This is a genomic window from Corynebacterium sp. UMB2355A (genome assembly GCF_033877495.1).
Taxonomy (GTDB): Bacteria; Actinomycetota; Actinomycetes; order Mycobacteriales; family Mycobacteriaceae; genus Corynebacterium; species Corynebacterium pseudogenitalium.
This window is the reverse complement of the sequence record NZ_CP138855.1, coordinates 175,895-195,540: the sequence shown is the minus strand read 5'-3', so window position 1 is coordinate 195,540 and position 19,646 is coordinate 175,895. Positions and strand designations below refer to the sequence as shown.

Genomic DNA, 19,646 nt, shown 5'->3' with positions numbered 1-19,646 from the left:
GTACTCCTTTTTATTGCAGCTTTTCCGACATGGAATTTAGCAATTCTTGCCACGCATCAACAAACTTATCGACGCCCTCCTGCTCGAGGACTCGCACGACATCAGACAAGTCGATTCCTGCAGCGGTGATAGCGTCAAACGTCTTCTGCGCGTCGTCAGCACTGGCAGACAAAGTATCGCCGTGAAGACTGTCGCTAGCCAGGGTGGCGTCGATAGTTGATTCCGGCATGGTGTTGACCGTGTTTGGGCCAGCCAGCTCAGACACATACAACGTGGCAGGGTACTCAGGGTTCTTTACACCAGTCGAGGCCCACAGCGGGCGTTGAACGTTGGCACCAGCTGGAAGGTCATCCAACGAAGAAAATTCCTCAAGGAACAAGCGGTATGCCAGTTGAGCGTTTGCCACGCCTGCTTTGCCTCGCAACGCAAGTGCTTCAGAAGTAGCAATTTGCTCAAGGCGAGCATCGACTTCGGTGTCCATGCGAGACACGAAGAATGAGGCAACAGAATGAATGGTTGAGACATCGTGGCCGTTGGCTGCAGCCTGCCGAATACCTTCCTTGTACGCGCGAATGACCTCGCGGTAGCGCTCCACAGAGAAGATCAGCGTGACATTCACTGAAATACCAGCTGCCAGTGCTGCTGTGACTGCTGGCAACGAGGCGTCTGTGGCTGGAATCTTGATCATTGCATTCGGTTTACCCACGCGTGCCCACAGCTCTTTCGCTTGAGCGATCGTCTTCGCTTCGTCGTGAGCATAGCGGGGGTCAACCTCGATGGAAACGCGACCATCAAGGCCGTCGGTCGCATCGTAGATGTCCTGGAAGATGTCGCACGCGTCGCGGACGTCGTCAATGCTCATCACGTAAACCGCCTCGTCGGGGCTGGCACCTGACGCTCTCAACTGTTGGATTTGCTCGTCGTACGCGCTTCCAGTCGACATTGCTGAAGCAAAAATTGCAGGGTTGGTTGTCACGCCAACGACCGACTTCTCACGTTTGACTGCTTCTAGATTGCCAGTGGCGATGCGCTGGCGAGAGAGATCATCCAGCCAAGTGGACGTGCCGAGCTCCCGAAGCCTTTCAACTGTGTTCATGCTCAGATTCCTTTCTAAAAAATGGGCCTGGCCAAGCTAGGGGAGGGCTTGACCAGGACAACTCTTCAACTATCGCTGCACCGCTGCTACAGACGCGCGTCCGGCTGCTGCAACGTTGTCTGCTGTAAAGCCGAACCGCTCGAAGAGCTCTGGACCTGGTGCGGAGGCACCAAAGTGCTCCAAGGAAACACACTGACCGGCGTCGCCTACAAAACGATGCCATGGCATGGACAGACCGGCCTCGACAGAGACCCTTGCTCGAACCTCTGCAGGAAGTACCGATTCAATGTACTCCGGCGATTGCTGCGTAAACCACTCCATGCAAGGCACCGAGACAACTCGAGTTCCGATACCTTCGGCTTCCAAGGACTTCGCAGCCTCAACAGCAAGCTGCACTTCCGAGCCAGAAGCCATCAGAATCAAATCAGGCGTCGGGGTAGAGGAGTCCACGAGTACGTACGCACCGCGAGCAACACCTTCGAATGCCTTTTCCTTTGTGCCCTCAAGCACAGGGAGGTTCTGACGGGAAAGCGCCAGTGCCTTCGGCATCGGCTTAGCCTCCAGCGCAGACTTCCACGCAGCAGACGTTTCATTCGCGTCGGCCGGTCGGATCACCGCCATATCCGGGATGGCTCGAAGCGCAGTGAGCGTTTCAACCGGCTGGTGGGTCGGACCGTCTTCGCCCAGGCCGATCGAGTCGTGCGTGAAGACGTAGTAGCCGTCGATACCTGAAAGTGCTGCGACGCGAATTGCCGGGTAGAGATACTCGGAGAAAATCAGGAACGTACCGCCGTAAACTCGTGTGTTGCCGTGCAGTGCAATGCCGTTCATGATCGCGCCCATGGCATGTTCGCGGATGCCGAAGTGCAAATTACGACCGTACGGCTCAGCGCTGAACATATCGGTAGAAATCGCCTGAGGCCCGAACGATGCAGCCCCCTTGATAAGGGTGTTATTGGAGCCTGCAAGGTCTGCGGAGCCACCCCAAAGCTCTGGAAGGGCCGCAGCCGCAGCCTGGATTACTGCTTCAGAAGCCTTACGGGTAGCAAGGCCCTTTTCGTCAGCGTCCCAAGTTGGGAAGTCCTGCGACCAGTTGGATGGGAGCTCTCGAGCCGTCAATCGGTCAAACAGGGCCTTCTTCTCTGGGTTGGCCTCAGCCCAAACAGCAAACGTCTCGTCCCACTGTTTACGCTTCGCAGCACCACGGTCCCGGAGCTTTCGAGTATGGGTGATAACGGACTCTTCCTCCGGGAAGTGAATCTCCGGATCAAAGCCGAGAATCTTTTTGACAGCTGCGATTTCTTTCGCACCGAGAGCTGCGCCGTGTACTGCACCCGTGTTTTGCAGCGTAGGAGCAGGGAAGCCGATGACCGTCTTTACCTGAATGATCGTTGGGCGATTGGTGTCGGACTGTGCTTCCTTGATCGCTTTCTCAATCGCGACGACGTCCTCGCCGGACTCAACCGTTAGTGTTTGCCAGCCGTAGGCCTCGTAGCGCTTCATAACGTCTTCAGTGAACGCGATCTGGGTATCATCCTCGATCGAAATCCTGTTGTCATCCCAGAATACAATCAGGTTTCCAAGCTGCTGCGTCCCTGCGAGCGATGAAGCCTCCGAAGTGACACCTTCCTGAAGACAACCGTCTCCAGCCACGACGTAGATGAAATGATCGAACGGCGATTCGCCAGCCGGAGCCTCAGGGTCAAACAGCCCACGTTCCCGGCGCGAAGCCATCGCCATACCAACTGCTGATGCCAACCCCTGGCCGAGCGGGCCAGTTGTAATCTCTACGTGGTCCGTGTGGTTGTACTCAGGGTGACCGGGAGTCTTAGCACCCCAGGTACGAAGCTGCTGGAGGTCTTTGAGCTCAAGTCCCATGCCCCCCAGGTAGAGCTGAACATACTGTGTCAGGGAAGAGTGGCCGTTTGACAATACGAAGCGATCGCGCCCTGCCCAATGTGGGTCAGCGGGGTCGACATTCATCACCCGCTGGTAGAGCGTATATGCAAGAGGTGCGAGCGACATCGCGGTGCCTGGGTGCCCAGAGCCGCAGTTTTCCACGGCGTCAGCCGCGAGGATTCGGGCTGTATCAACTGCCCGCGTATCCACGTCGGTCCAGTCTTCGGGATAGTTACGTACAGTTTTTGCTTGAAGTTCAGCTGAAAGCGTCACAGAATCCTCGATTCATGCTATGGAAACAGAACAGGACCCAGCCTAGTGTAAAACTCGCTTTGTGGTGGTGACACCCAACGGTGTTGTGCGAAGAAAACTCGCGGGTGTAGCCGCCACGTTAATTCTGACAAATTGGTGAGCGGAGGCTAACATCACCGGGAGGGTCAAAGTATAAAAGGGCTGAAAAGATCATCGTGTAATGCGTTGCGGTACCATATCAGCCGAAATGCTCGACACCTGAACGCGAACCAATGTTCCGTAAGAGTTCTAGCCGAACGGTTGAAGTTTGATGTGGAGGAGAAGTATTGGAGACCATCAAGGCATACTTCGCGCTTACGAAGCCCAGGGTCATTGAACTTCTTCTAGTGGCAGCTATCCCCGCAATGTTGCAAGCAGACCGTGGCACTGTGCACGTGTGGCTCATTCTTGCAACGCTGTTCGGTGGTTGGATGGGGGCCGGTGCGGCAAATGCATTTAACATGGTCGCCGACTACGACATTGACCAGAAAATGGGGCGAACGCGTGCACGGCCACTTGTCCGGGCAAAGGTCACCAAACAGAAAGCCGCCGTATTTGCTTGGGCGCTTCTCGTCGCGAGTGTGCTTTGGCTTGGATTCCTGTGTAAGTCGTGGCTCGCGGCGTTCTTTATCATTCTGACCAACTTCTTCTATATCTATGTGTATACAAAGTGGCTGAAGAGGCGAACTTGGCAGAACGTCATCTGGGGCGGCGCAGCAGGTTGCATGCCTGTGATGGTCGGTTGGGCGGCAATTAGAGATAATGTCACCGACGGCTCCAAGGATGCGTGGTGGCAGGCGATCGTGATGTTCATGATCATCTTCTTCTGGACGCCACCGCACACTTGGGCGCTGGCAATGAAGTACCGAGCGGATTACGCCCGCGCTAATGTCCCGATGCTGCCGGTGGTAGCCTCCCCTGCGGAGACAACCCGTCAGATTCTCATTTACTCATGGTGGACCGTCGGGGTGTCCCTGCTCCTGGTTCCCGCCACCTCGTGGATCTATCTTGCAACCGCGCTGATTTCGGGTGCATTGTTCCTCGCCGTTGCCACACAGCTGCATGCTGGGGTAAAGCGCGGGGAGAAGGTGAAACCGCTCAAGCTGTTTATTCTCTCCAACAACTATCTTGCGGCGTTGTTCTTGGGGCTTTCCGTTGATGCGGTGCTCGGTTGGACTCCACTATTCGCTACCTTCTTCTAGCACGTGGATCCTTGGAGCTTGATGGCTCCAAGGTCATTGTCACAAACCTCCGAAGTTTCGGAACCCAGTAGCGAGCTGGCGTCATCTATTGATTCACACACGTGAACTGGCGGTTCCCATCGTGTTTCTTCGAGCACTCTGGTCACGGTCTGTGCATGCTTACGGAAGCCGTTGGCATCCATTCGTATCGACGCTAAGTCCTCATAGCAACACGTACGCGCAGAGCTGCGCCCAACTTCGTGCGCAAAGCCATTTTTGAAGTCGGGGCGTGTTAGCACAACTGCATCCACCCCGATCCCATCATTGAGCGTTTTGATCTGTGCAGCAGTCCCTGGCTGGCCACTGAATACGGCTGTTGCTCCAGCCTCATCTGCTGCTACTCGGCCTTCCTCGCTTTCCGAAACGGCATACACGATGATGTCCTTCTCTCGAGCGATTGCAATCATGTACAACCCAATTGCGGAACCTGCATTCGTGACGACGACAGCTTCACCTTGCACAAGCTTCAAAACTTCGAATAGCGAATAACTTGCGGCCATTCCCGGCCTCAACATTGAAGCACCAATGCGTGGGGCGATCAGGTCCGATACAGCGACTACCCGGCTTCGGTCAACGACAACCTGCTCGGCGATGGGGCCGGTGGCATCGCTCCACGCAACCACAGTTCCTGGCGCAACCTCGTCGAGGGGGTCTTTCAGGACACGACCGCATCCTTGGTTGCCGAAGGAGGTGTCGTGAAGAAAAAACCCAGCGTAGAGGACTTCGACTAGAAGTTCTCTATCGCTGGGGAACGGTGAAGCGATATCAATGCAACGCACCTGCTGCGCGTCGAACTCAATCGCTTTCATACTTTCTCAGGCTACATGGTGTTTGCGTCTAGCGATACAGCAACTCACGACGCACAGCGTGCGCGTACAAGAACGCGGTGAACGCTACAACTAGAGACGACAGCCCAATATGGATCGGAATCGTCCAACGCGGCACGCCCATGTAGTACTGGCTTAAACCTACTGCCCACTGGACCACGATGAGTCCAAGAAGAATCCAGGAAGTTTTCTGTGCCGCATGCGGGGCTTTCGCTCTACGTAGCAGGAAAAATGTGATCACTGTAAGAAGTAGATACGCGTACATGCACCCTGCGTGAATATATGCCAACAACGCTGTGTCAATCGCAAGTCGACCTTCCATACCGACGCTTGCGTCACCCGAGTGCGGGCCGGACCCTGTCACCATCGTTCCTGTCACAAGTACACAGCTCAACGCAACGGCAGCGATCACGGCGATCACTCGGATGTGCCCGGGGTAGCGGTCTTGAGCAACCGTGGACTCGTCTTCTGCCAAACGCATGTAGAGCAATGCAGCGACCCACACGAGCACCATCGAAGGCAAGAAGTGCACGGCGACCGCCCACCACTGCAAATCAAGGCGAACAGAAATACCGCCGATAATCGCCTGGACAACCACGCCGACGAGGGAGAACCATGCCAAGAATTGGACATCTCGACCGCGGGATGCGCGGTAGACAGCCCAAAGCACGGCGATCGCGGCAGCCGCGACCACGAAAGTAAGCAGGCGGTTTCCAAACTCAATGGCTTGGTGAATCCAAGGTGCGGCACCAGCGACGGGGACAAGCGAACCTTCATGGCAAAGTGGCCACGTATTGCAACCAAGCCCCGAACCGGTCACTCGCACCAACGACCCTGTTACGGTGATCCCGCCTTGGCAGAGCAAGAGAATCATGGCTAGAGTTCGTTGCAACTTCAGACTGGGGGCTTGCTTTTTATCCTGATGCGTCATCGGCGCACCGGTCTGTTGTAAAGTCATGCACTTTCCTTGGACGTATAAAACACGTTCGACTATTCAGGCTCGAATCTTAGTCGATGAGCGCATGGCCTTAATCATCGAAACGGAAGAAGCGAACGCTTGAGCCAACGCCGACGATGAGCCACGCTAGCAAGCTAAGCAACGCAGGACCATTCGCAGTCAGCGCGAGTGCATCAGAAATACCAGCTGCCAGCGAAACCGTGGGTACTAGGTTCCACCAACCAGCGTGGCTAAGGTCGCCAGAATAGACGACCCAACCCACGATTCCCATCATGATCACCCACATTAAATTCGAAATGGCAAGGACCATCTCGGAACTTAGCGAGCCGCCCATGAGCAAGCCCAAGGAAGTAAAGCAAGCAACCCCCAGGAACAAGACGCAGGCACCAAGCACCGCGCCAACGACTGAGGGGCGCCAGCCAAGGAAACCTGCAACAGCTCCTAGCACCGCAATCTGGACGCAGACCATCGCGACCACGCCAAGGATTTTTCCGACGATGATCGTCCACGGTGGGACTCCGGAAGCACCGGTCCGCTTCAGCGCACCGTATCGGCGGTCAAAGGCGAGCGAAATCGCCTGGCCCGTAAATCCAGAGCTGGTCGCCGCGACGGCAAACACCATCGGCACCAGGGTGTCGAGGCTGTAGTCATCCCCAAAAACAGGCAAATATACTGATGCGATGAGCAACGCTGCCGGGATGAAGATGCTGAGCACCAACTGTTCGCCGTGACGGAGCATCAGCTTGCTTTCGATGAGTCCCTGAGCGCTGGCCATCGCAAACTTCGAAGACCGTTGCGGGGCGGGCGTAAAGGTTCCTTCCTTGATGTGCACCGCTAGCTCCTTAATTCCTTACCGGTGATGTTCAAAAACACTTCTTCCAACGCCATGTGGCTTACTTGCATATCCCGAATCAGCACGGATTGGCGAAGTGCTTCTTCGGTAATACAGGCGACAAGTTCAGGAGAAACCGAACCGTTGACTACGTAGCGCATTGGGCGAACTTGGGCCACAGCTGTATCGATCTGACACAAAGCCACGTGCTGCTTCAGCTTCTCGAGGTCGAGTGGTTGCGCCGTACCAAACGTGATTTGCTGCTCAAATGATCCGCTGGTCAGGTCCGCCGGTGAACCTTCGGCGACAACCTTTCCATGATCCATGATCACAATGTCATCGGCGAGCGACTCCGCCTCGTCCATCAGGTGCGTAGTCAGGACGATCGTGGTTCCGTCACGTTTTAGTGCAGAAACAATATCCCACACAGCGTTGCGTGACTGTGCGTCCATGCCAGCGGTTGGCTCATCAAGAAAAACCAGCTCCGGACGACCTATAAGTGCAAGCGCCAGGGACAAGCGTTGCTTTTGCCCTCCGGAGAGGCGTCGATACGTGGTATTGGCGACTCCCTCGAGCCCTAGGAGGGCCATGAGCCACTCAGGGTCGTGAGGATTTGCGTTGTATGAAGCCGAAAGCTTCAGCATTTCTCTGACTTTGACGCCCGAATATGATCCGCCACCCTGCAGCATGATCCCAATTCGGTCTCGCACACGCTGAGGGTGGGTTGCAGGGTTTTCGCCTAGTACCGTGATTGTCCCTGAGGTTGGCCGGGTGAATCCTTCACACATCTCGATGGTCGTTGTCTTGCCGGCTCCATTCGGACCGAGCAAAGCCAGCACGGTTCCTTCTTTTGCGGCAAACGATGCTCCATCTACAGCAGTAACGTCCCCAAAAGTTTTCTTCACATTGTCAACTGAAAGAACAGGCGCGTTCATGGATAGCTAGTGTAGCCTGCCGGCACCAAAGCGCCGATACAACAGGAAACTGAGCCCAACAAATACGACAAAACAACAGGCTGCGACACCGTAAATAGTGAAAACTGTCTTTGCTTGCAGGCCGAGACCACGCGGTAGTACCAGAAAACTAAATACAGCAGAGTACACAGCCACCCCGGCGCGGAAAAAGAACCTATTTGCCCATGCAGCAAGGGGATAAATAGCCCACAGAGGGTACCAAGGGTGTACAACTGGGAAGAATATAACAAGCACGAGCGTTGCGACGCCAAGTCCACCTGCAGGGTGAATGGCTCCCCGCAACGTAGCCCACAGTAGGCGAACCAGAAACGCCACCGCGATGGCCACTCCAATCCCGCGGGTGACAATGAGAACTGCGTCAATGTGGTCGCCGAGACCAAGCAGCATTCCTAGAAAGCCGCTGATTACGCCCACGTCTGTTGAGATCGAGAGCCAGCTACGAATCGATGCTGCTCCGCCTTGACCAGTGACCCATCCGAGCCCAATGCTTGTTATAAGTGAAACGGCGGCAGTAGTGACAATGAGAATAACTGTCTGAAAAAGCACCGCGATGCTAAGGGCTGTAGCTTTGCGCTGGCGTTGCCCAAGCACACGAGCGATTGCCATGCCTATAAAACCGAGACCGAGAAAGCCTGTCACTTTGACTAGTCCTCCGCAGGTAATGGTGATCGCGGAGAGAGCCAGGTAACCCCACGCTTGCGCTGAACTGATGGTCCTCAACCTGTCGGCCCCGCGAAGTCCTAGCTCAAACCCGACTAACACCAATCCGAGCATGATCGCTTCATTATGGATGCCACCAATGAGATGCAGAATCGTTAGCGGATTGAGCACCCCGAGCCACAGTGCGGCAGTCTCTGGTACGCCACAGCGGCCGGCAATCTTTCGGATCCCCCACGCTGCGGCGAGCACTCCGACGAGTGATACGACGCGGTGCGCAATCACCCCGAGCACAATAGAGTCAGCAGTAATACGAGAAATTGCCGCTGCAATACCTAACGCGACAGGCCCGTAGGGGCTTGGAGAATGCGCCCAAATAAACGGGACCGAGCGCGCTAGATGGTGTTCTGGCCCGAGAAGCTCGACTGGTCCAGCGGAGTACGGGTCAAGACCAAACCGGACAATTGCACCATTAGCTAAGTATGAATAGATGTCTTGGGTAAAGAGGGGAGCGGTAATCACCAGAGGAGCAACCCATACAACGAATGTTCGCATGAGAAGCGGCGTCGAAACGCGGGGCCTCTGGCCACTTACGCCAACGAAGGGGCCCATACACAGCCAAGCGGAGACCAAGAGTCCTACTCCGAACAGAACTATGGAAGACGACGCTTGCATCATTCGGCCAAGCAAGGCCCCGCCAGGCAGAGAGAACCAAGGATTATCGACGACCGGCAAGGCCCCGCCCCCGAGGCCTCCCAAGCCAATGAGAAGTGTGCCGACCAAACCCAGCCATCTAAGTACGGCGAACCGGTTCTGCTCAGCGTAGTTGGTTGAACGAAAGTCTTGTCCTCGCCAAACCTCTTTAGAGACTCGGTGGAGCCCAGCCGACCGTGATCCAGGCTTGCCGATGCGAGGAAACGCATCAAGCAAAGACTTTATCGGTGAATCCTGGAACAACACAGGCAAGATTGTAGCCGAACGACCGGGTTAAACGTGCACATTGAATTAGGACACAGTAGTGTTGTGTAAAGGCCGGTCGGTGTACAGCCAATCGGTTGGAAAGTCAGAGATCAAAGCAGATCGAAGCGAGGTGAGCCAGTGCTGAACCAAGCGCGGTCAGTTGACGGTGGCACTCGCAAGCGAGTGATGGCGCTCTTGCTGAAAAGCGGACCGGTGACTGCATCAACGCTTGGTGAGCAAACTGGAATTTCAGCTGCCGGTATCCGTCGGCACCTGGATAAGCTCACTGAGGCTGGACTCATTGAGACGTGTGAGCCACTGCCGGTTGCTGGAGAAGAGCCACCGCGAGGCCGTCCCGCGAAGCACTACTGCTTGACGGAAGAAGGCCGAGAAAGCTTCGGTAGCAACTATGAGAATATGGCGCTTGATGCAATCGAAGCTCTTGAAGAACTTGGCGGCCATGAAGCAGTCAAAGAGTTCGCCAAAACTAGGATTGAACGCATCCTTGAAGAAGTGGAGCCGATTTCGGAGCGATCAAGCAGTGGCGACCTTGAATCAGTCGTGCTCGAAGTCGTGTCCGTTTTAGAGCGTCACGGCTATGTTGCCTCGGTGACTCAGGCAGGAACTGGAATTCAAATTTGTCAGCATCACTGCCCGGTGTCACAAGTAGCGTCTGCGCATCCCGAAATTTGCGAAGCAGAGCAAGAAATGATCGCTAAGATCGTAGGCCGACATATCCAACCACTTGCCTCCATTACAGAGGGCAATGGTGTCTGCACAACAAACATTCCACTCGCTGCTGTTCACGGGCCGAAAAATAACGTATCTGAAAGGAGCGGAAAATAATGACGAAAGCTAATCCCGCACCCGGTTTAGAGAAACCAATGAACGACGAAGAGATTATCGAGTCAATCGGTAGCTACAACTACGGGTGGCACGACCCAGACGCTGCCGGGCAGGCAGCAAAGCGTGGTCTTAACGCTGGGGTAGTCAAGGACATTTCTGGCATTAAGGAAGAGCCAGAATGGATGCTGGAACAGCGCCTCAAGGCTTTGGACATTTTTGAAAAGAAGCCACTGCCGACTTGGGGCGCAGACCTGAGTGGCATCGACTTTGACAACATTAAGTACTATGTCCGCTCTACGGAGCAACCAGCTACGAGCTGGGATGACCTTCCTGAAGACATTAAGAATACGTACGACAAGCTTGGCATTCCTGAGGCAGAAAAGCAGCGCCTAGTCGCTGGTGTTGCTGCGCAGTACGAATCTGAGGTTGTCTACCACCAGATTCGTGAGGATCTCGAAAAGAAGGGTGTCATCTTCGTAGACACTGACACCGCGCTTCGCGAGCACGAGGACATCTTTAAGGAGTACTTCGGCTCGGTCATCCCCGCTGGCGATAACAAGTTCTCAGCTCTGAATACGGCAGTATGGTCAGGCGGTTCGTTTATCTATGTTCCGCCGGGCGTCCACGTCGATATCCCGCTCCAGGCATACTTCCGTATTAATACCGAGAACATGGGCCAGTTCGAGCGCACGCTCATCATCGTTGATGAGGACGCCTACGTCCACTACGTAGAAGGATGCACCGCCCCGATTTACAAGTCCGACTCGCTTCACTCCGCGGTCGTTGAAATCATCGTGAAGAAAGGTGGCCGCTGCCGGTACACCACGATCCAGAACTGGTCGAACAACGTTTACAACCTCGTCACCAAGCGCGCTAAGGCCGAAGAGGGCGCAGTGATGGAGTGGGTCGACGGCAATATCGGTTCAAAGGTGACGATGAAGTACCCAGCAGTCTGGATGACTGGCGAGTATGCCCGTGGCGAAGTGCTTTCCGTCGCATTTGCTGGTGAAGGACAGTTCCAGGACACCGGTGCCAAGATGACACACATGGCTCCGCACACCTCGAGTTCAATCGTTTCAAAGTCAGTTGCGCGCAGTGGCGGACGCGCGGCCTACCGTGGCCTGGTACAGATCAACGCAAACGCGCATGATTCCGCCTCGAACGTTGAGTGCGACGCGTTGCTTGTCGATGACATTTCTCGTTCTGACACTTACCCGTACAACGACATTAGGAACGATCGGGTTACGCTCGGACACGAGGCGAAAGTCTCCAAGGTCTCTGAAGAGCAGCTGTTCTACCTGATGTCCCGCGGTATTGCCGAAGAAGAAGCTATGGCGATGATTGTCCGTGGCTTCGTCGAGCCTATTGCCAAGGAGCTCCCGATGGAGTACGCCCTGGAGCTCAACCGTCTGATTGAATTGCAAATGGAAGGATCAGTGGGCTAATCACCATGACTTCAACGATTAATCCCGTATCGAATGCAACTCCTCACAACAACAAGGGAGATCGTTTTCGTCGTTCAATGTTGAGGATTTTCCCGTTCCACGTGGACGTGACGAAGTCTGGCGGTTCATTCCACTTCGCCGCATCCGAGGTCTGCACAACGGGGAGTTCCCGCAACAGGCTGACGCCCAGATCACGATTGATGCGCCAGATGAGGTCGTCGTCACGGAGCTTGACGCAGCTGACGATCAGCTCAAAGTAGCCGGCGCGCCCGTAGACCGCGTTGCTGCACAAGCCTGGTCGAGCGCGAAAACCGGCACCTTGATTACCGTGCCTGGTAACAGCAAGTTGTCCAAGCCCATCACCGTCACCATCACTGGTGCCGGCGCCGACGTGACATCCTTTGCAACGATCCTTTTTGAAGTTGGGACCCATGCAGAGGCTGACATCGTTGTCAAGTACACCGGCACAGGTGTGCATGCAGACAACGTCAATTGGCATATCGGCGCAGGCGCGCACGTACGCGCAGTCGTAGATACGGACTGGGACTTGGACGCAGTACACATTGGTCAACAGTCCATCTTGATGGAGCGCGATTCGGTACTGCGCCACAACGTCGCAGCTTTCGGTGGCGAGATCGTGCGCATCACCCCACGCGTAAAGTTCCAAGCTCCGGGGGCAGACGTCGAGCTCAACGGCGTTTACTTTGCGGACGCGGGTCAGTACATCGAAAACCGTATGCTGGTCGACCACAGCGTTCCGAACTGCCGGTCGAACGTGCTGTACAAGGGCGCGTTGCAAGGCGACAAGGCGTCGGATCTGCCAGAAGCACGAACCTGCTGGGTCGGTGATGTGCTGATTCGCGCAGGCGCGCACGGCACAGATACATATGAAACGAACCGGAACCTGGTCTTGACGGATGGTGCTCGCGCTGACGCAATTCCAAACCTCGAGATCGAGACTGGTGAAATCGCTGGAGCCGGCCATGCCGCAACCGTTGGTCGGTTCGATGACGAGCAAGTGTTTTATCTCCGGTCCAGGGGCATCCCTGAGGACGAAGCCACGCGCTTGATCATTCGCGGATTCTTTAACGAGGTCCTCAATCAGGTCCCGCTCGAAGACCTCCGTGAAGAACTCGTTGCACGTGTGGCCGGAGAGCTCGAGCAAACGAACCAGTAAAACGAAAAGGAATCAGTAAAACAATGTCTACCCTGGAAATCAAGAACCTCCACGCAAACGTCCTGCCGACCGAGGAAGGTCAAGAGCCAACGCCGATTCTCAAGGGCGTAAACCTCACTATTAAGGGCGGAGAGACTCACGCCATCATGGGGCCGAATGGTTCCGGTAAGTCCACGCTTGCCTACACGCTCGCTGGTCATCCACGCTACGAAGTTACTGAAGGCGAAGTACTCCTCGATGGTGAGAACATCCTCGAGATGGATATCGACGAACGCGCTCGCGCCGGACTCTTCCTGGCAATGCAGTACCCAGTTGAGGTGCCGGGCGTCTCTTCTTCGAACTTTATGCGCTCTGCTGTGACTGCTGTTCGTGGGGAAGCGCCGAAGCTTCGCGATTGGGTTCGTGAACTCAATGATGCTCGCGACTTGTTGAAGATGGACTCTTCCTTCACTGAGCGTTCGGTCAACGAAGGCTTTTCTGGCGGTGAGAAGAAGCGACATGAGGTCATGCAGTTGTCGTTGCTCAAGCCGAAGTTTGCTGTGATGGACGAAACGGACTCCGGCCTTGACGTCGATGCGCTGCGAATCGTATCCGAGGGGATCAACCGCTACCAGGAAGAAACCAACGGCGGTGTCCTAATGATCACCCACTACAAGCGGATCCTGGAGTATGTGAAGCCTGACTTCATTCACATCTTCTCGGATGGCAAGGTCATCCAGACTGGCGACGCCTCGTTGGCTGATGTTCTCGAGGCAGAGGGATACGAAAAGTTCATCTAATGGGATACTTACATTCCGATGGAACACTGAACACAGACGCGATTCGCGCAGAGTTCCCGATCCTGAGTCGGACCGTGCGCGATGGGAAGCCCCTCGTCTATTTGGACTCCGGGGCTACGTCCCAGCGTCCGCAGTCTGTGTGGAACGCTGAGCAAGAATTCGTCCTGAACACATTTGCACCAGTCCATCGTGGCTCCTACCAACTGGCTGAGGAGGCGACAGACGCTTATGAAACTGCCCGTGAGCGTATCGCTAACTTTGTTGGTGCCGACGGGGAGGAGATTGCGTTCACGAAGAACGCTACTGAGGCTCTGAACCTCGTCGCATATGTTCTTGGTGATGATCGTGCCGGTAAGCACCAGATCAAACGCGGAGACACGATTGTTGTCACTGAGCTGGAGCACCACGCGAATCTCGTGCCTTGGCAAGAACTGGCCCGCCGCACTGGAGCAACGCTCAAGTGGTACTCGATGACTGCTGATGGACGCATCGACCTTGACAGCTTGGAACTCGACGATACTGTAAAAGTTGTTGCGTTCACGCACCAATCAAACGTAACTGGTGCAGTAGCGGACGTTGATGAAATCGTGAGGCGTGCTCGTGCAGTAGGAGCACTCACGGTCCTTGATGCGTGCCAATCTGTTCCGCATATGCCTGTTAACTTTCACGAGCTTGACGTCGACTTTGCAGCGTTCTCAGGGCATAAGATGTGTGGACCGTCTGGTGTGGGCGCCGTATACGTGAGAAAGTCGATCTTCAGGGAACTTCCACCATTTTTGACAGGTGGATCCATGATCGAGATCGTCAAGATGGACTCTTCGACGTATGCGCCGACGCCCCAACGGTTCGAAGCTGGCACGCAGATGACAAGCCAGGTCGTTGGCCTTGGTGCTGCCGTCGAGTTCTTGGAATCCATCGGAATGGAAAATGTCCAGCGCCACGAGCATATGTTGACGGAGTATGCCCTGGAACGAATGCAAGAGATTCCAGGATTAGTTATCGCTGGTCCTGCGGTGGCTGAACAGCGCGGCGGTGCGATCGCTTTTACCGTCGATGGCGTGCATCCGCATGATTTAGGACAGGTGCTTGATGCTCACGGTGTTGCTATCCGCACCGGCCACCACTGCGCGTGGCCCGCTCACAGAGAACTCGAGGTGCAGGCAACCTCTCGAGCAAGTTTCTACCTGTACAACACCAAAGAGGAAGTAGACGCCTTGGTTGAAGCCATTCGCGAAGCGCGCCGCTTCTTCGGAGTCGAGGAGGATTCCTAGACGATGAACCTAGAGTCTATGTACCAAGAAGTAATCTTGGACCATTACAAGAACCCACGGCATAAGGGGCTGCGCGAACCGTACGAAGCGGAGGTGCACCACGTCAACCCATCTTGCGGTGATGAGCTGACGCTGCGTGTGCACCTGTCTGCCGACGGAAAGACGGTTGAAGACGTCTCTTACGATGCTCAAGGTTGCTCGATCTCCCAAGCCTCAACCAGTGTGATGACAGAAGAACTGGTGGGGCTACCTGTTGCGGATGCGATGGAAAAGTTGCACTCGTTTGAGGAAATGATCACCTCTCGCGGGACCAAAGAAGGGGATCCGGAAGCCATCGGCGATGGCATTGCGTTCGCAGGTGTTTCTAAGTTCCCAGCTCGCGTCAAGTGTGCGTTGTTGGGCTGGAAAGCATTTGAAGCCGCCACGTCCGAGGCGTTAGACAAATAGAAAGGCGAAAATATGGTGGATAACGATCACACTTCGAACCTTGGCGATGGCGACGAGCGGCCAGCACAGACCGAGGAACAGCTCAAAATCTGTGGTGAAGTAGAGGAGTACCTACACGACGTCATTGACCCCGAGTTGGGTATCAATGTTGTTGACCTTGGACTTGTCTATGACGTGTGGGTAGAAACTAACGATAATGTCCACCGAGCAGTCGTCAACATGACGTTGACTTCGCCGGCTTGCCCGCTTACCGATGTCATCGAAGAACAAGCTGATCACGCTATCACGACGAATACTGTGTGTGATGAAGTCGTCATCAATTGGGTGTGGATGCCACCATGGGGACCGCAGATGATTACGGAAGAAGGGCGCGAGCAGTTGCGTGCACTAGGTTTCGCTGTTTAGACCACGTTTTCGTCTACTCACGCGGCCTTGTAGAGTAACCCTTTGTGATTGTTACTAATGATCTCGAAGTCCGTGTAGGAGCCCGGACGCTTCTCGAAGCGCCTGGGCAGCATCTCCGTGTTCAACCTGGTGACAGAATCGGTCTCGTCGGCCGAAATGGTGCCGGGAAGACCACTACGATGCGAATCCTCGCAGGAGAAACAGAACCCTACGCGGGCACGGTTACTCGTACTGGCGAGATCGGATACCTGCCACAAGACTCCAAAGAAGGCAATATCGAGCAGAGTGCCCGAGATCGCGTTCTTTCGGCGCGAGGCCTTGATCAGATCCAACGCTCGATGGATCGGCAGCGTTCCATCATGGAAGAGTCAGATGGTGCGACCCGTGATAAAGCAATCGAGAAGTTTTCCCGGCTCGAAGAGCAGTACCACGCGCTAGGCGGTTACGAGGCGAACGCAGAGGCTGCGCAGATTTGTGACAACCTCGGGCTTCCAGCACGAGTGCTCGACCAACAGCTCAGTACCCTCAGCGGTGGTCAACGCCGTCGCGTGGAGTTGGCACAGATCCTTTTCGCCTCTCGGGCGGGTTCTGGAAAGTCCCAAACCACACTGCTTCTCGACGAGCCCACTAACCACCTCGACGCGGACTCTATTACATGGCTGCGTTCGTTCTTGAGCAAGCACGATGGTGGCTTGATCATGATTTCGCACGATGTTGAGTTGCTTGAGGCAGTATGCAATAAGATTTGGTTCCTTGATGCAGTGCGCGCTGAGGCTGATGTCTACAACATGGGCTTCAAGAAGTACCAGGATGCCAGGGCACTCGATGAAGCACGACGCCGCCGTGAACGCGCTAATGCGGAAAAGAAAGCTTCCGCACTGCAAAAACAGGCGGCCAAACTCGGAGCGAAGGCGACGAAGGCTGCAGCTGCTAAACAGATGCTTGCTCGCGCTGAGCGCATGATGGGTGAACTTGATGATATCCGTGTGGCGGATAAGTTCGCCTCCATTAAGTTCCCAGAGCCCGCCCCCTGTGGGAAGACCCCGCTCTACGGCAAGGGACTAACCAAGATGTACGGTTCTCTTGAGGTGTTTGCCGGCGTTGACCTGGCTGTAGACAAAGGCTCCCGCGTCGTAGTACTCGGCACCAACGGTGCTGGCAAAACTACGCTGTTGAAGCTACTCGCTGGCGTCGAACGTACTGATGGGGAAGGCGGTTTGGTCACCGGTCACGGACTTCGCATCGGCTACTTCGCGCAGGAGCATGACACCATCGACGGTGCCAAAACGGTGTGGGAAAACACGATCGAGGCATGCCCTGATGCCGGGCAGCAAGATTTACGCGGGCTGCTTGGCGCGTTCATGTTCTCGGGCGACAAGCTAGACCAACCGGCCGGAACGCTATCGGGTGGTGAGAAAACGAGGCTGGCATTGGCAACGCTTGTTTCCTCACGGGCGAATGTCCTTCTTCTTGACGAGCCGACGAACAACTTGGACCCGCAGTCCCGACAACAGGTGTTGGATGCACTGAAAACCTATTCCGGCGCTGTCGTCCTTGTCACGCATGACCCTGGAGCCGTCGAAGCGCTTGAGCCTGAGCGAGTGATTATCATGCCTGAAGGCGATGAAGATCTATGGAGCGACGAGTATATGGAGATCGTCGAATTGGCTTAAAACTACCTGCAAAATGTTAGTGGTCTTGTTGTCCACCAGCTACGAGATCGAGGACTAAAACGGAGATTCGAGTTACCAGATTACCGCTAATGCGCCCTCGATCGGCCGCAAAATATTTATGGACGAAGAATCGCCGACAATCAATCAGTGAGGCTGCTGGAGCACGTGATAACACCAGGCAGCTCGCTTATTGAGGCGCCGCCTGACTCCGAAAGCACTGTGGTTACGCTTGTCCTGACTAGCGTGTGACTCAACGGTGTGGTGATCGGCACACCGCGCAATAACGTACTGTTCTAACCGACGCGTAGACTGACCACATGGCCAACAACGAAAACCTGAAGTTCCTGCGTGACGCATGGAATAGCATGTCAACAGACCAAAAAACTATCGTAGGAGTGCTTGCGGCGATGGATACAGTCGGCAAAGCAGTTGCGCTGCGCGACCTCGCAAGGGCCGAAGACAGCAAATTGCGTGGCCCCAAGTGGCTGTGGACGCCGATCATCGGCGTGGTAAACACCTTTGGCTGGGTGTCTTACTTCCTTATCGGGAAGAAGCGCTAGATTCACGTGCACCCCCGGCGTAGTAACGGATTTGAGTCACTGGTTGCATCCGGGGTCGCTGCCAGGGGTAGCGATCACCGGCGACGTCGATCGCCTCGCTGAGATCTAGAAGCGTGTCGGTGCCACCTGCCCCGCCTACAGTGAGCGTCTCGCCGTCAATAGACACCTCGGACGCAAACGTTCGTTGGTGGTGTTTTTGCTTGATGAGCGAGGACGGGATTTCGGCAAACACTAGCTTGCCGCGGCGCAGTACTGTTACGTCATCGGCAACGTAGCTCGGCCGAATGCGTTCGCTGCCGATCAGCGAGGCGACGTACACAACGCCCCAGATGGACAGCAGCAGCGCAATTAACCGCACCGTGCTTTCGGGTAGGAGCAGGTGAACCACCACCATCTCAATGCACAAGACCGAAACCACGCTCACGAGCATCTGCAATCGCCCTGGCGGGTGGGGGAGGACCTCCGCATCCTCTGGCACGAGCCGGTGGCCGCGAATCCACCGCAGTAAATCGAGGTACAGTTCGAGCTCGTAGCGTGCAAGACGGAAGCCTGGATGCCTCTTCCACAGTGAGAGGACCTTATCCATCGAAGCCCTCCGCCAACGCCTGCAGCACGACTCGTTGCGCGCCACGGGTCGGCACATCGTGTACACCGAGTGGTACGTCACCAGGCTGGAGGGTAGAGAGAACGCCCCGGAGCAGCCCGTGGGGGAGGAGCTCGCGAAAGCGCGCGGCGGTTTCGGCTACGTTGCTGTCCCGCGGCCGCATTTCCCCCAGGTCGTCCCAGAGTTTCTCGGCGGCGCGGGCTGCCTTGACGCACTCCGGATCGTTGAGGTTTGTACGTAGCTGGTCCCACGTGGCGGCAGTGGTAACCCCGGTCAGCGCCATGAGATCCCACGCGTCCAGCTCGCGCTGGAGCGCCTGCGGGTCGGTGAATACTCCACCCAGTGCTTGGCGGATATCCTCCGGCGCGCCAGAAGGATTGGACGCAAGCCTGGCCAGCCTTTTTCGCTGCTGCTGCAGGTGGGCAATGCGGCTATCCAGCTGGTCTAGAGCATGCTCGACCACAAGCGCTGTGTCTTTTGCTGCGACGTCGGCGATGGGCACGCCGGCGTCGATAAGCGCACGAGCCCGGACCACAGCAGCGAGGTCGCTGATCGTGTACTCCCGGTAGTTGCTACTCGTGCGAGCGGGCTCTGCTACGGCTCCGCTTTGGTGCAGGTGGCGCACTGAACGTACGGAGCAACCTGCGGCCACGGCAACATCTGAAATCTTCACGCCTTCAAACCTAAACCCTCACACAATGTGA

The 19,646-nt window shown here is 55.7% G+C and carries 20 protein-coding genes; 10 read left to right on the top strand and 10 right to left on the bottom strand.

Annotated elements, in window-relative coordinates; genetic code table 11:
- Nucleotides 1-10: 10 nt before the first annotated feature.
- Both tal and tkt read right to left on the bottom strand, forming a co-directional pair.
- Complete coding sequence (gene tal / locus R0V12_RS00960) at nucleotides 11-1,096, bottom strand: transaldolase (RefSeq protein WP_256008155.1); 1,086 nt, start codon at nucleotides 1,094-1,096, stop codon at nucleotides 11-13.
- Between the two features lie 69 nt (nucleotides 1,097-1,165).
- Nucleotides 1,166-3,268, bottom strand: a complete 2,103-nt coding sequence (tkt, locus tag R0V12_RS00955; RefSeq protein ID WP_083329547.1) for a transketolase — start codon at nucleotides 3,266-3,268, stop codon at nucleotides 1,166-1,168.
- A 305-nt stretch (nucleotides 3,269-3,573) separates the two neighbouring features.
- Between tkt and R0V12_RS00950 the strand changes: the two genes are divergently transcribed.
- Nucleotides 3,574-4,488, top strand: a complete 915-nt coding sequence (locus tag R0V12_RS00950; protein WP_070477079.1) for a heme o synthase — start codon at nucleotides 3,574-3,576, stop codon at nucleotides 4,486-4,488.
- Here R0V12_RS00950 and R0V12_RS00945 read toward each other — a convergent pair.
- The 5 genes from R0V12_RS00945 to mptB all read right to left on the bottom strand — a co-directional run bounded on the left by R0V12_RS00945 (nucleotide 4,485) and on the right by mptB (nucleotide 9,735).
- Entirely contained in the window at nucleotides 4,485-5,336 is an 852-nt protein-coding gene (locus tag R0V12_RS00945) for an MDR/zinc-dependent alcohol dehydrogenase-like family protein (RefSeq protein ID WP_320072684.1), read from the bottom strand. The genes R0V12_RS00950 and R0V12_RS00945 overlap by 4 nt on opposite strands.
- A gap of 28 nt (nucleotides 5,337-5,364) precedes the next feature.
- Complete coding sequence (locus R0V12_RS00940; protein ID WP_320072683.1) at nucleotides 5,365-6,312, bottom strand: COX15/CtaA family protein; 948 nt, start codon at nucleotides 6,310-6,312, stop codon at nucleotides 5,365-5,367.
- Between the two features lie 70 nt (nucleotides 6,313-6,382).
- The gene (locus tag R0V12_RS00935) at nucleotides 6,383-7,144 is read right to left on the bottom strand and encodes an ABC transporter permease (protein ID WP_369822163.1); all 762 of its coding nucleotides are present in this window, start codon (nucleotides 7,142-7,144) and stop codon (nucleotides 6,383-6,385) included.
- A gap of 2 nt (nucleotides 7,145-7,146) precedes the next feature.
- Complete coding sequence (locus tag R0V12_RS00930) at nucleotides 7,147-8,079, bottom strand: ABC transporter ATP-binding protein (protein WP_070477084.1); 933 nt, start codon at nucleotides 8,077-8,079, stop codon at nucleotides 7,147-7,149.
- Nucleotides 8,080-8,085: 6 nt separating this feature from the next.
- Nucleotides 8,086-9,735, bottom strand: a complete 1,650-nt coding sequence (mptB, locus tag R0V12_RS00925) for a polyprenol phosphomannose-dependent alpha 1,6 mannosyltransferase MptB (RefSeq protein ID WP_369822090.1) — start codon at nucleotides 9,733-9,735, stop codon at nucleotides 8,086-8,088.
- Nucleotides 9,736-9,873: 138 nt separating this feature from the next.
- Between mptB and R0V12_RS00920 the strand changes: the two genes are divergently transcribed.
- Nucleotides 9,874-10,581: a helix-turn-helix transcriptional regulator gene (locus R0V12_RS00920; protein WP_071572611.1), complete on the top strand. Its 708-nt coding sequence runs from the start codon at nucleotides 9,874-9,876 to the stop codon at nucleotides 10,579-10,581.
- Nucleotides 10,581-12,026: a Fe-S cluster assembly protein SufB gene (gene sufB / locus R0V12_RS00915; protein ID WP_070362436.1), complete on the top strand. Its 1,446-nt coding sequence runs from the start codon at nucleotides 10,581-10,583 to the stop codon at nucleotides 12,024-12,026. The genes R0V12_RS00920 and sufB overlap by 1 nt, the downstream gene beginning before the upstream one ends.
- A gap of 43 nt (nucleotides 12,027-12,069) precedes the next feature.
- Here sufB and R0V12_RS00910 read toward each other — a convergent pair whose 3' ends face one another.
- Nucleotides 12,070-12,318, bottom strand: coding sequence for a hypothetical protein (locus R0V12_RS00910; protein WP_320072682.1), 249 nt, complete (start codon nucleotides 12,316-12,318; stop codon nucleotides 12,070-12,072).
- A 36-nt stretch (nucleotides 12,319-12,354) separates the two neighbouring features.
- On the opposite strand from R0V12_RS00910, the gene sufD reads away from it, so the two are divergent.
- The 7 genes from sufD (at nucleotide 12,355) to R0V12_RS00875 (ending at nucleotide 18,338) form a co-directional block, all read left to right on the top strand.
- Nucleotides 12,355-13,203: a Fe-S cluster assembly protein SufD gene (sufD, locus tag R0V12_RS00905; protein ID WP_320072681.1), complete on the top strand. Its 849-nt coding sequence runs from the start codon at nucleotides 12,355-12,357 to the stop codon at nucleotides 13,201-13,203.
- A gap of 23 nt (nucleotides 13,204-13,226) precedes the next feature.
- The gene (sufC, locus tag R0V12_RS00900) at nucleotides 13,227-13,982 is read left to right on the top strand and encodes a Fe-S cluster assembly ATPase SufC (RefSeq protein WP_070362438.1); all 756 of its coding nucleotides are present in this window, start codon (nucleotides 13,227-13,229) and stop codon (nucleotides 13,980-13,982) included.
- Nucleotides 13,982-15,253 (top strand): cysteine desulfurase, encoded by a 1,272-nt coding sequence (locus R0V12_RS00895; protein ID WP_320072680.1) that lies wholly within the window; start codon nucleotides 13,982-13,984, stop codon nucleotides 15,251-15,253. Before sufC ends, R0V12_RS00895 begins: the two co-directional genes overlap by 1 nt.
- 3 nt (nucleotides 15,254-15,256) lie before the next feature.
- On the top strand, nucleotides 15,257-15,700 hold the full coding sequence (gene sufU / locus R0V12_RS00890; protein ID WP_070362440.1) for a Fe-S cluster assembly sulfur transfer protein SufU: 444 nt from the start codon (nucleotides 15,257-15,259) through the stop codon (nucleotides 15,698-15,700).
- A gap of 12 nt (nucleotides 15,701-15,712) precedes the next feature.
- Nucleotides 15,713-16,105, top strand: coding sequence for a metal-sulfur cluster assembly factor (locus R0V12_RS00885; protein ID WP_070362441.1), 393 nt, complete (start codon nucleotides 15,713-15,715; stop codon nucleotides 16,103-16,105).
- 44 nt (nucleotides 16,106-16,149) lie between these two features.
- Nucleotides 16,150-17,778, top strand: coding sequence for an ABC-F family ATP-binding cassette domain-containing protein (locus R0V12_RS00880; RefSeq protein ID WP_070477088.1), 1,629 nt, complete (start codon nucleotides 16,150-16,152; stop codon nucleotides 17,776-17,778).
- Between the two features lie 317 nt (nucleotides 17,779-18,095).
- Complete coding sequence (locus tag R0V12_RS00875; protein WP_070477090.1) at nucleotides 18,096-18,338, top strand: PLDc N-terminal domain-containing protein; 243 nt, start codon at nucleotides 18,096-18,098, stop codon at nucleotides 18,336-18,338.
- Here the strand turns inward: R0V12_RS00875 and R0V12_RS00870 are convergent.
- Nucleotides 18,319-18,924 carry a hypothetical protein gene (locus R0V12_RS00870; protein WP_070477092.1) on the bottom strand — a complete coding sequence of 202 codons (606 nt, stop codon included), beginning with the start codon at nucleotides 18,922-18,924 and terminating at the stop codon, nucleotides 18,319-18,321. The two genes, R0V12_RS00875 and R0V12_RS00870, sit on opposite strands and share 20 nt — an antisense overlap.
- The gene (locus R0V12_RS00865; RefSeq protein ID WP_071572614.1) at nucleotides 18,917-19,615 is read right to left on the bottom strand and encodes a MerR family transcriptional regulator; all 699 of its coding nucleotides are present in this window, start codon (nucleotides 19,613-19,615) and stop codon (nucleotides 18,917-18,919) included. Before R0V12_RS00865 ends, R0V12_RS00870 begins: the two co-directional genes overlap by 8 nt.
- Nucleotides 19,616-19,646: the final 31 nt, after the last annotated feature.

Excerpts from the sequence above, each read along its gene's own strand:
- sufU (WP_070362440.1), top strand. The coding sequence starts at position 15,257 with ATGAACCTAGAGTCTATGTACCAAGAAGTAATCTTGGACCATTACAAG.
- R0V12_RS00885 (WP_070362441.1), top strand. The coding sequence starts at position 15,713 with ATGGTGGATAACGATCACACTTCGAACCTTGGCGATGGCGACGAGCGG.
- R0V12_RS00945 (WP_320072684.1), bottom strand. The coding sequence starts at position 5,336 with ATGAAAGCGATTGAGTTCGACGCGCAGCAGGTGCGTTGCATTGATATC.
- tal (WP_256008155.1), bottom strand. The coding sequence starts at position 1,096 with ATGAACACAGTTGAAAGGCTTCGGGAGCTCGGCACGTCCACTTGGCTG.
- R0V12_RS00895 (WP_320072680.1), top strand. The coding sequence starts at position 13,982 with ATGGGATACTTACATTCCGATGGAACACTGAACACAGACGCGATTCGC.
- R0V12_RS00875 (WP_070477090.1), top strand. The coding sequence starts at position 18,096 with ATGGCCAACAACGAAAACCTGAAGTTCCTGCGTGACGCATGGAATAGC.
- R0V12_RS00940 (WP_320072683.1), bottom strand. The coding sequence starts at position 6,312 with ATGACTTTACAACAGACCGGTGCGCCGATGACGCATCAGGATAAAAAG.
- sufC (WP_070362438.1), top strand. The coding sequence starts at position 13,227 with ATGTCTACCCTGGAAATCAAGAACCTCCACGCAAACGTCCTGCCGACC.
- sufB (WP_070362436.1), top strand. The coding sequence starts at position 10,581 with ATGACGAAAGCTAATCCCGCACCCGGTTTAGAGAAACCAATGAACGAC.
- R0V12_RS00930 (WP_070477084.1), bottom strand. The coding sequence starts at position 8,079 with ATGAACGCGCCTGTTCTTTCAGTTGACAATGTGAAGAAAACTTTTGGG.
- R0V12_RS00870 (WP_070477092.1), bottom strand. The coding sequence starts at position 18,924 with ATGGATAAGGTCCTCTCACTGTGGAAGAGGCATCCAGGCTTCCGTCTT.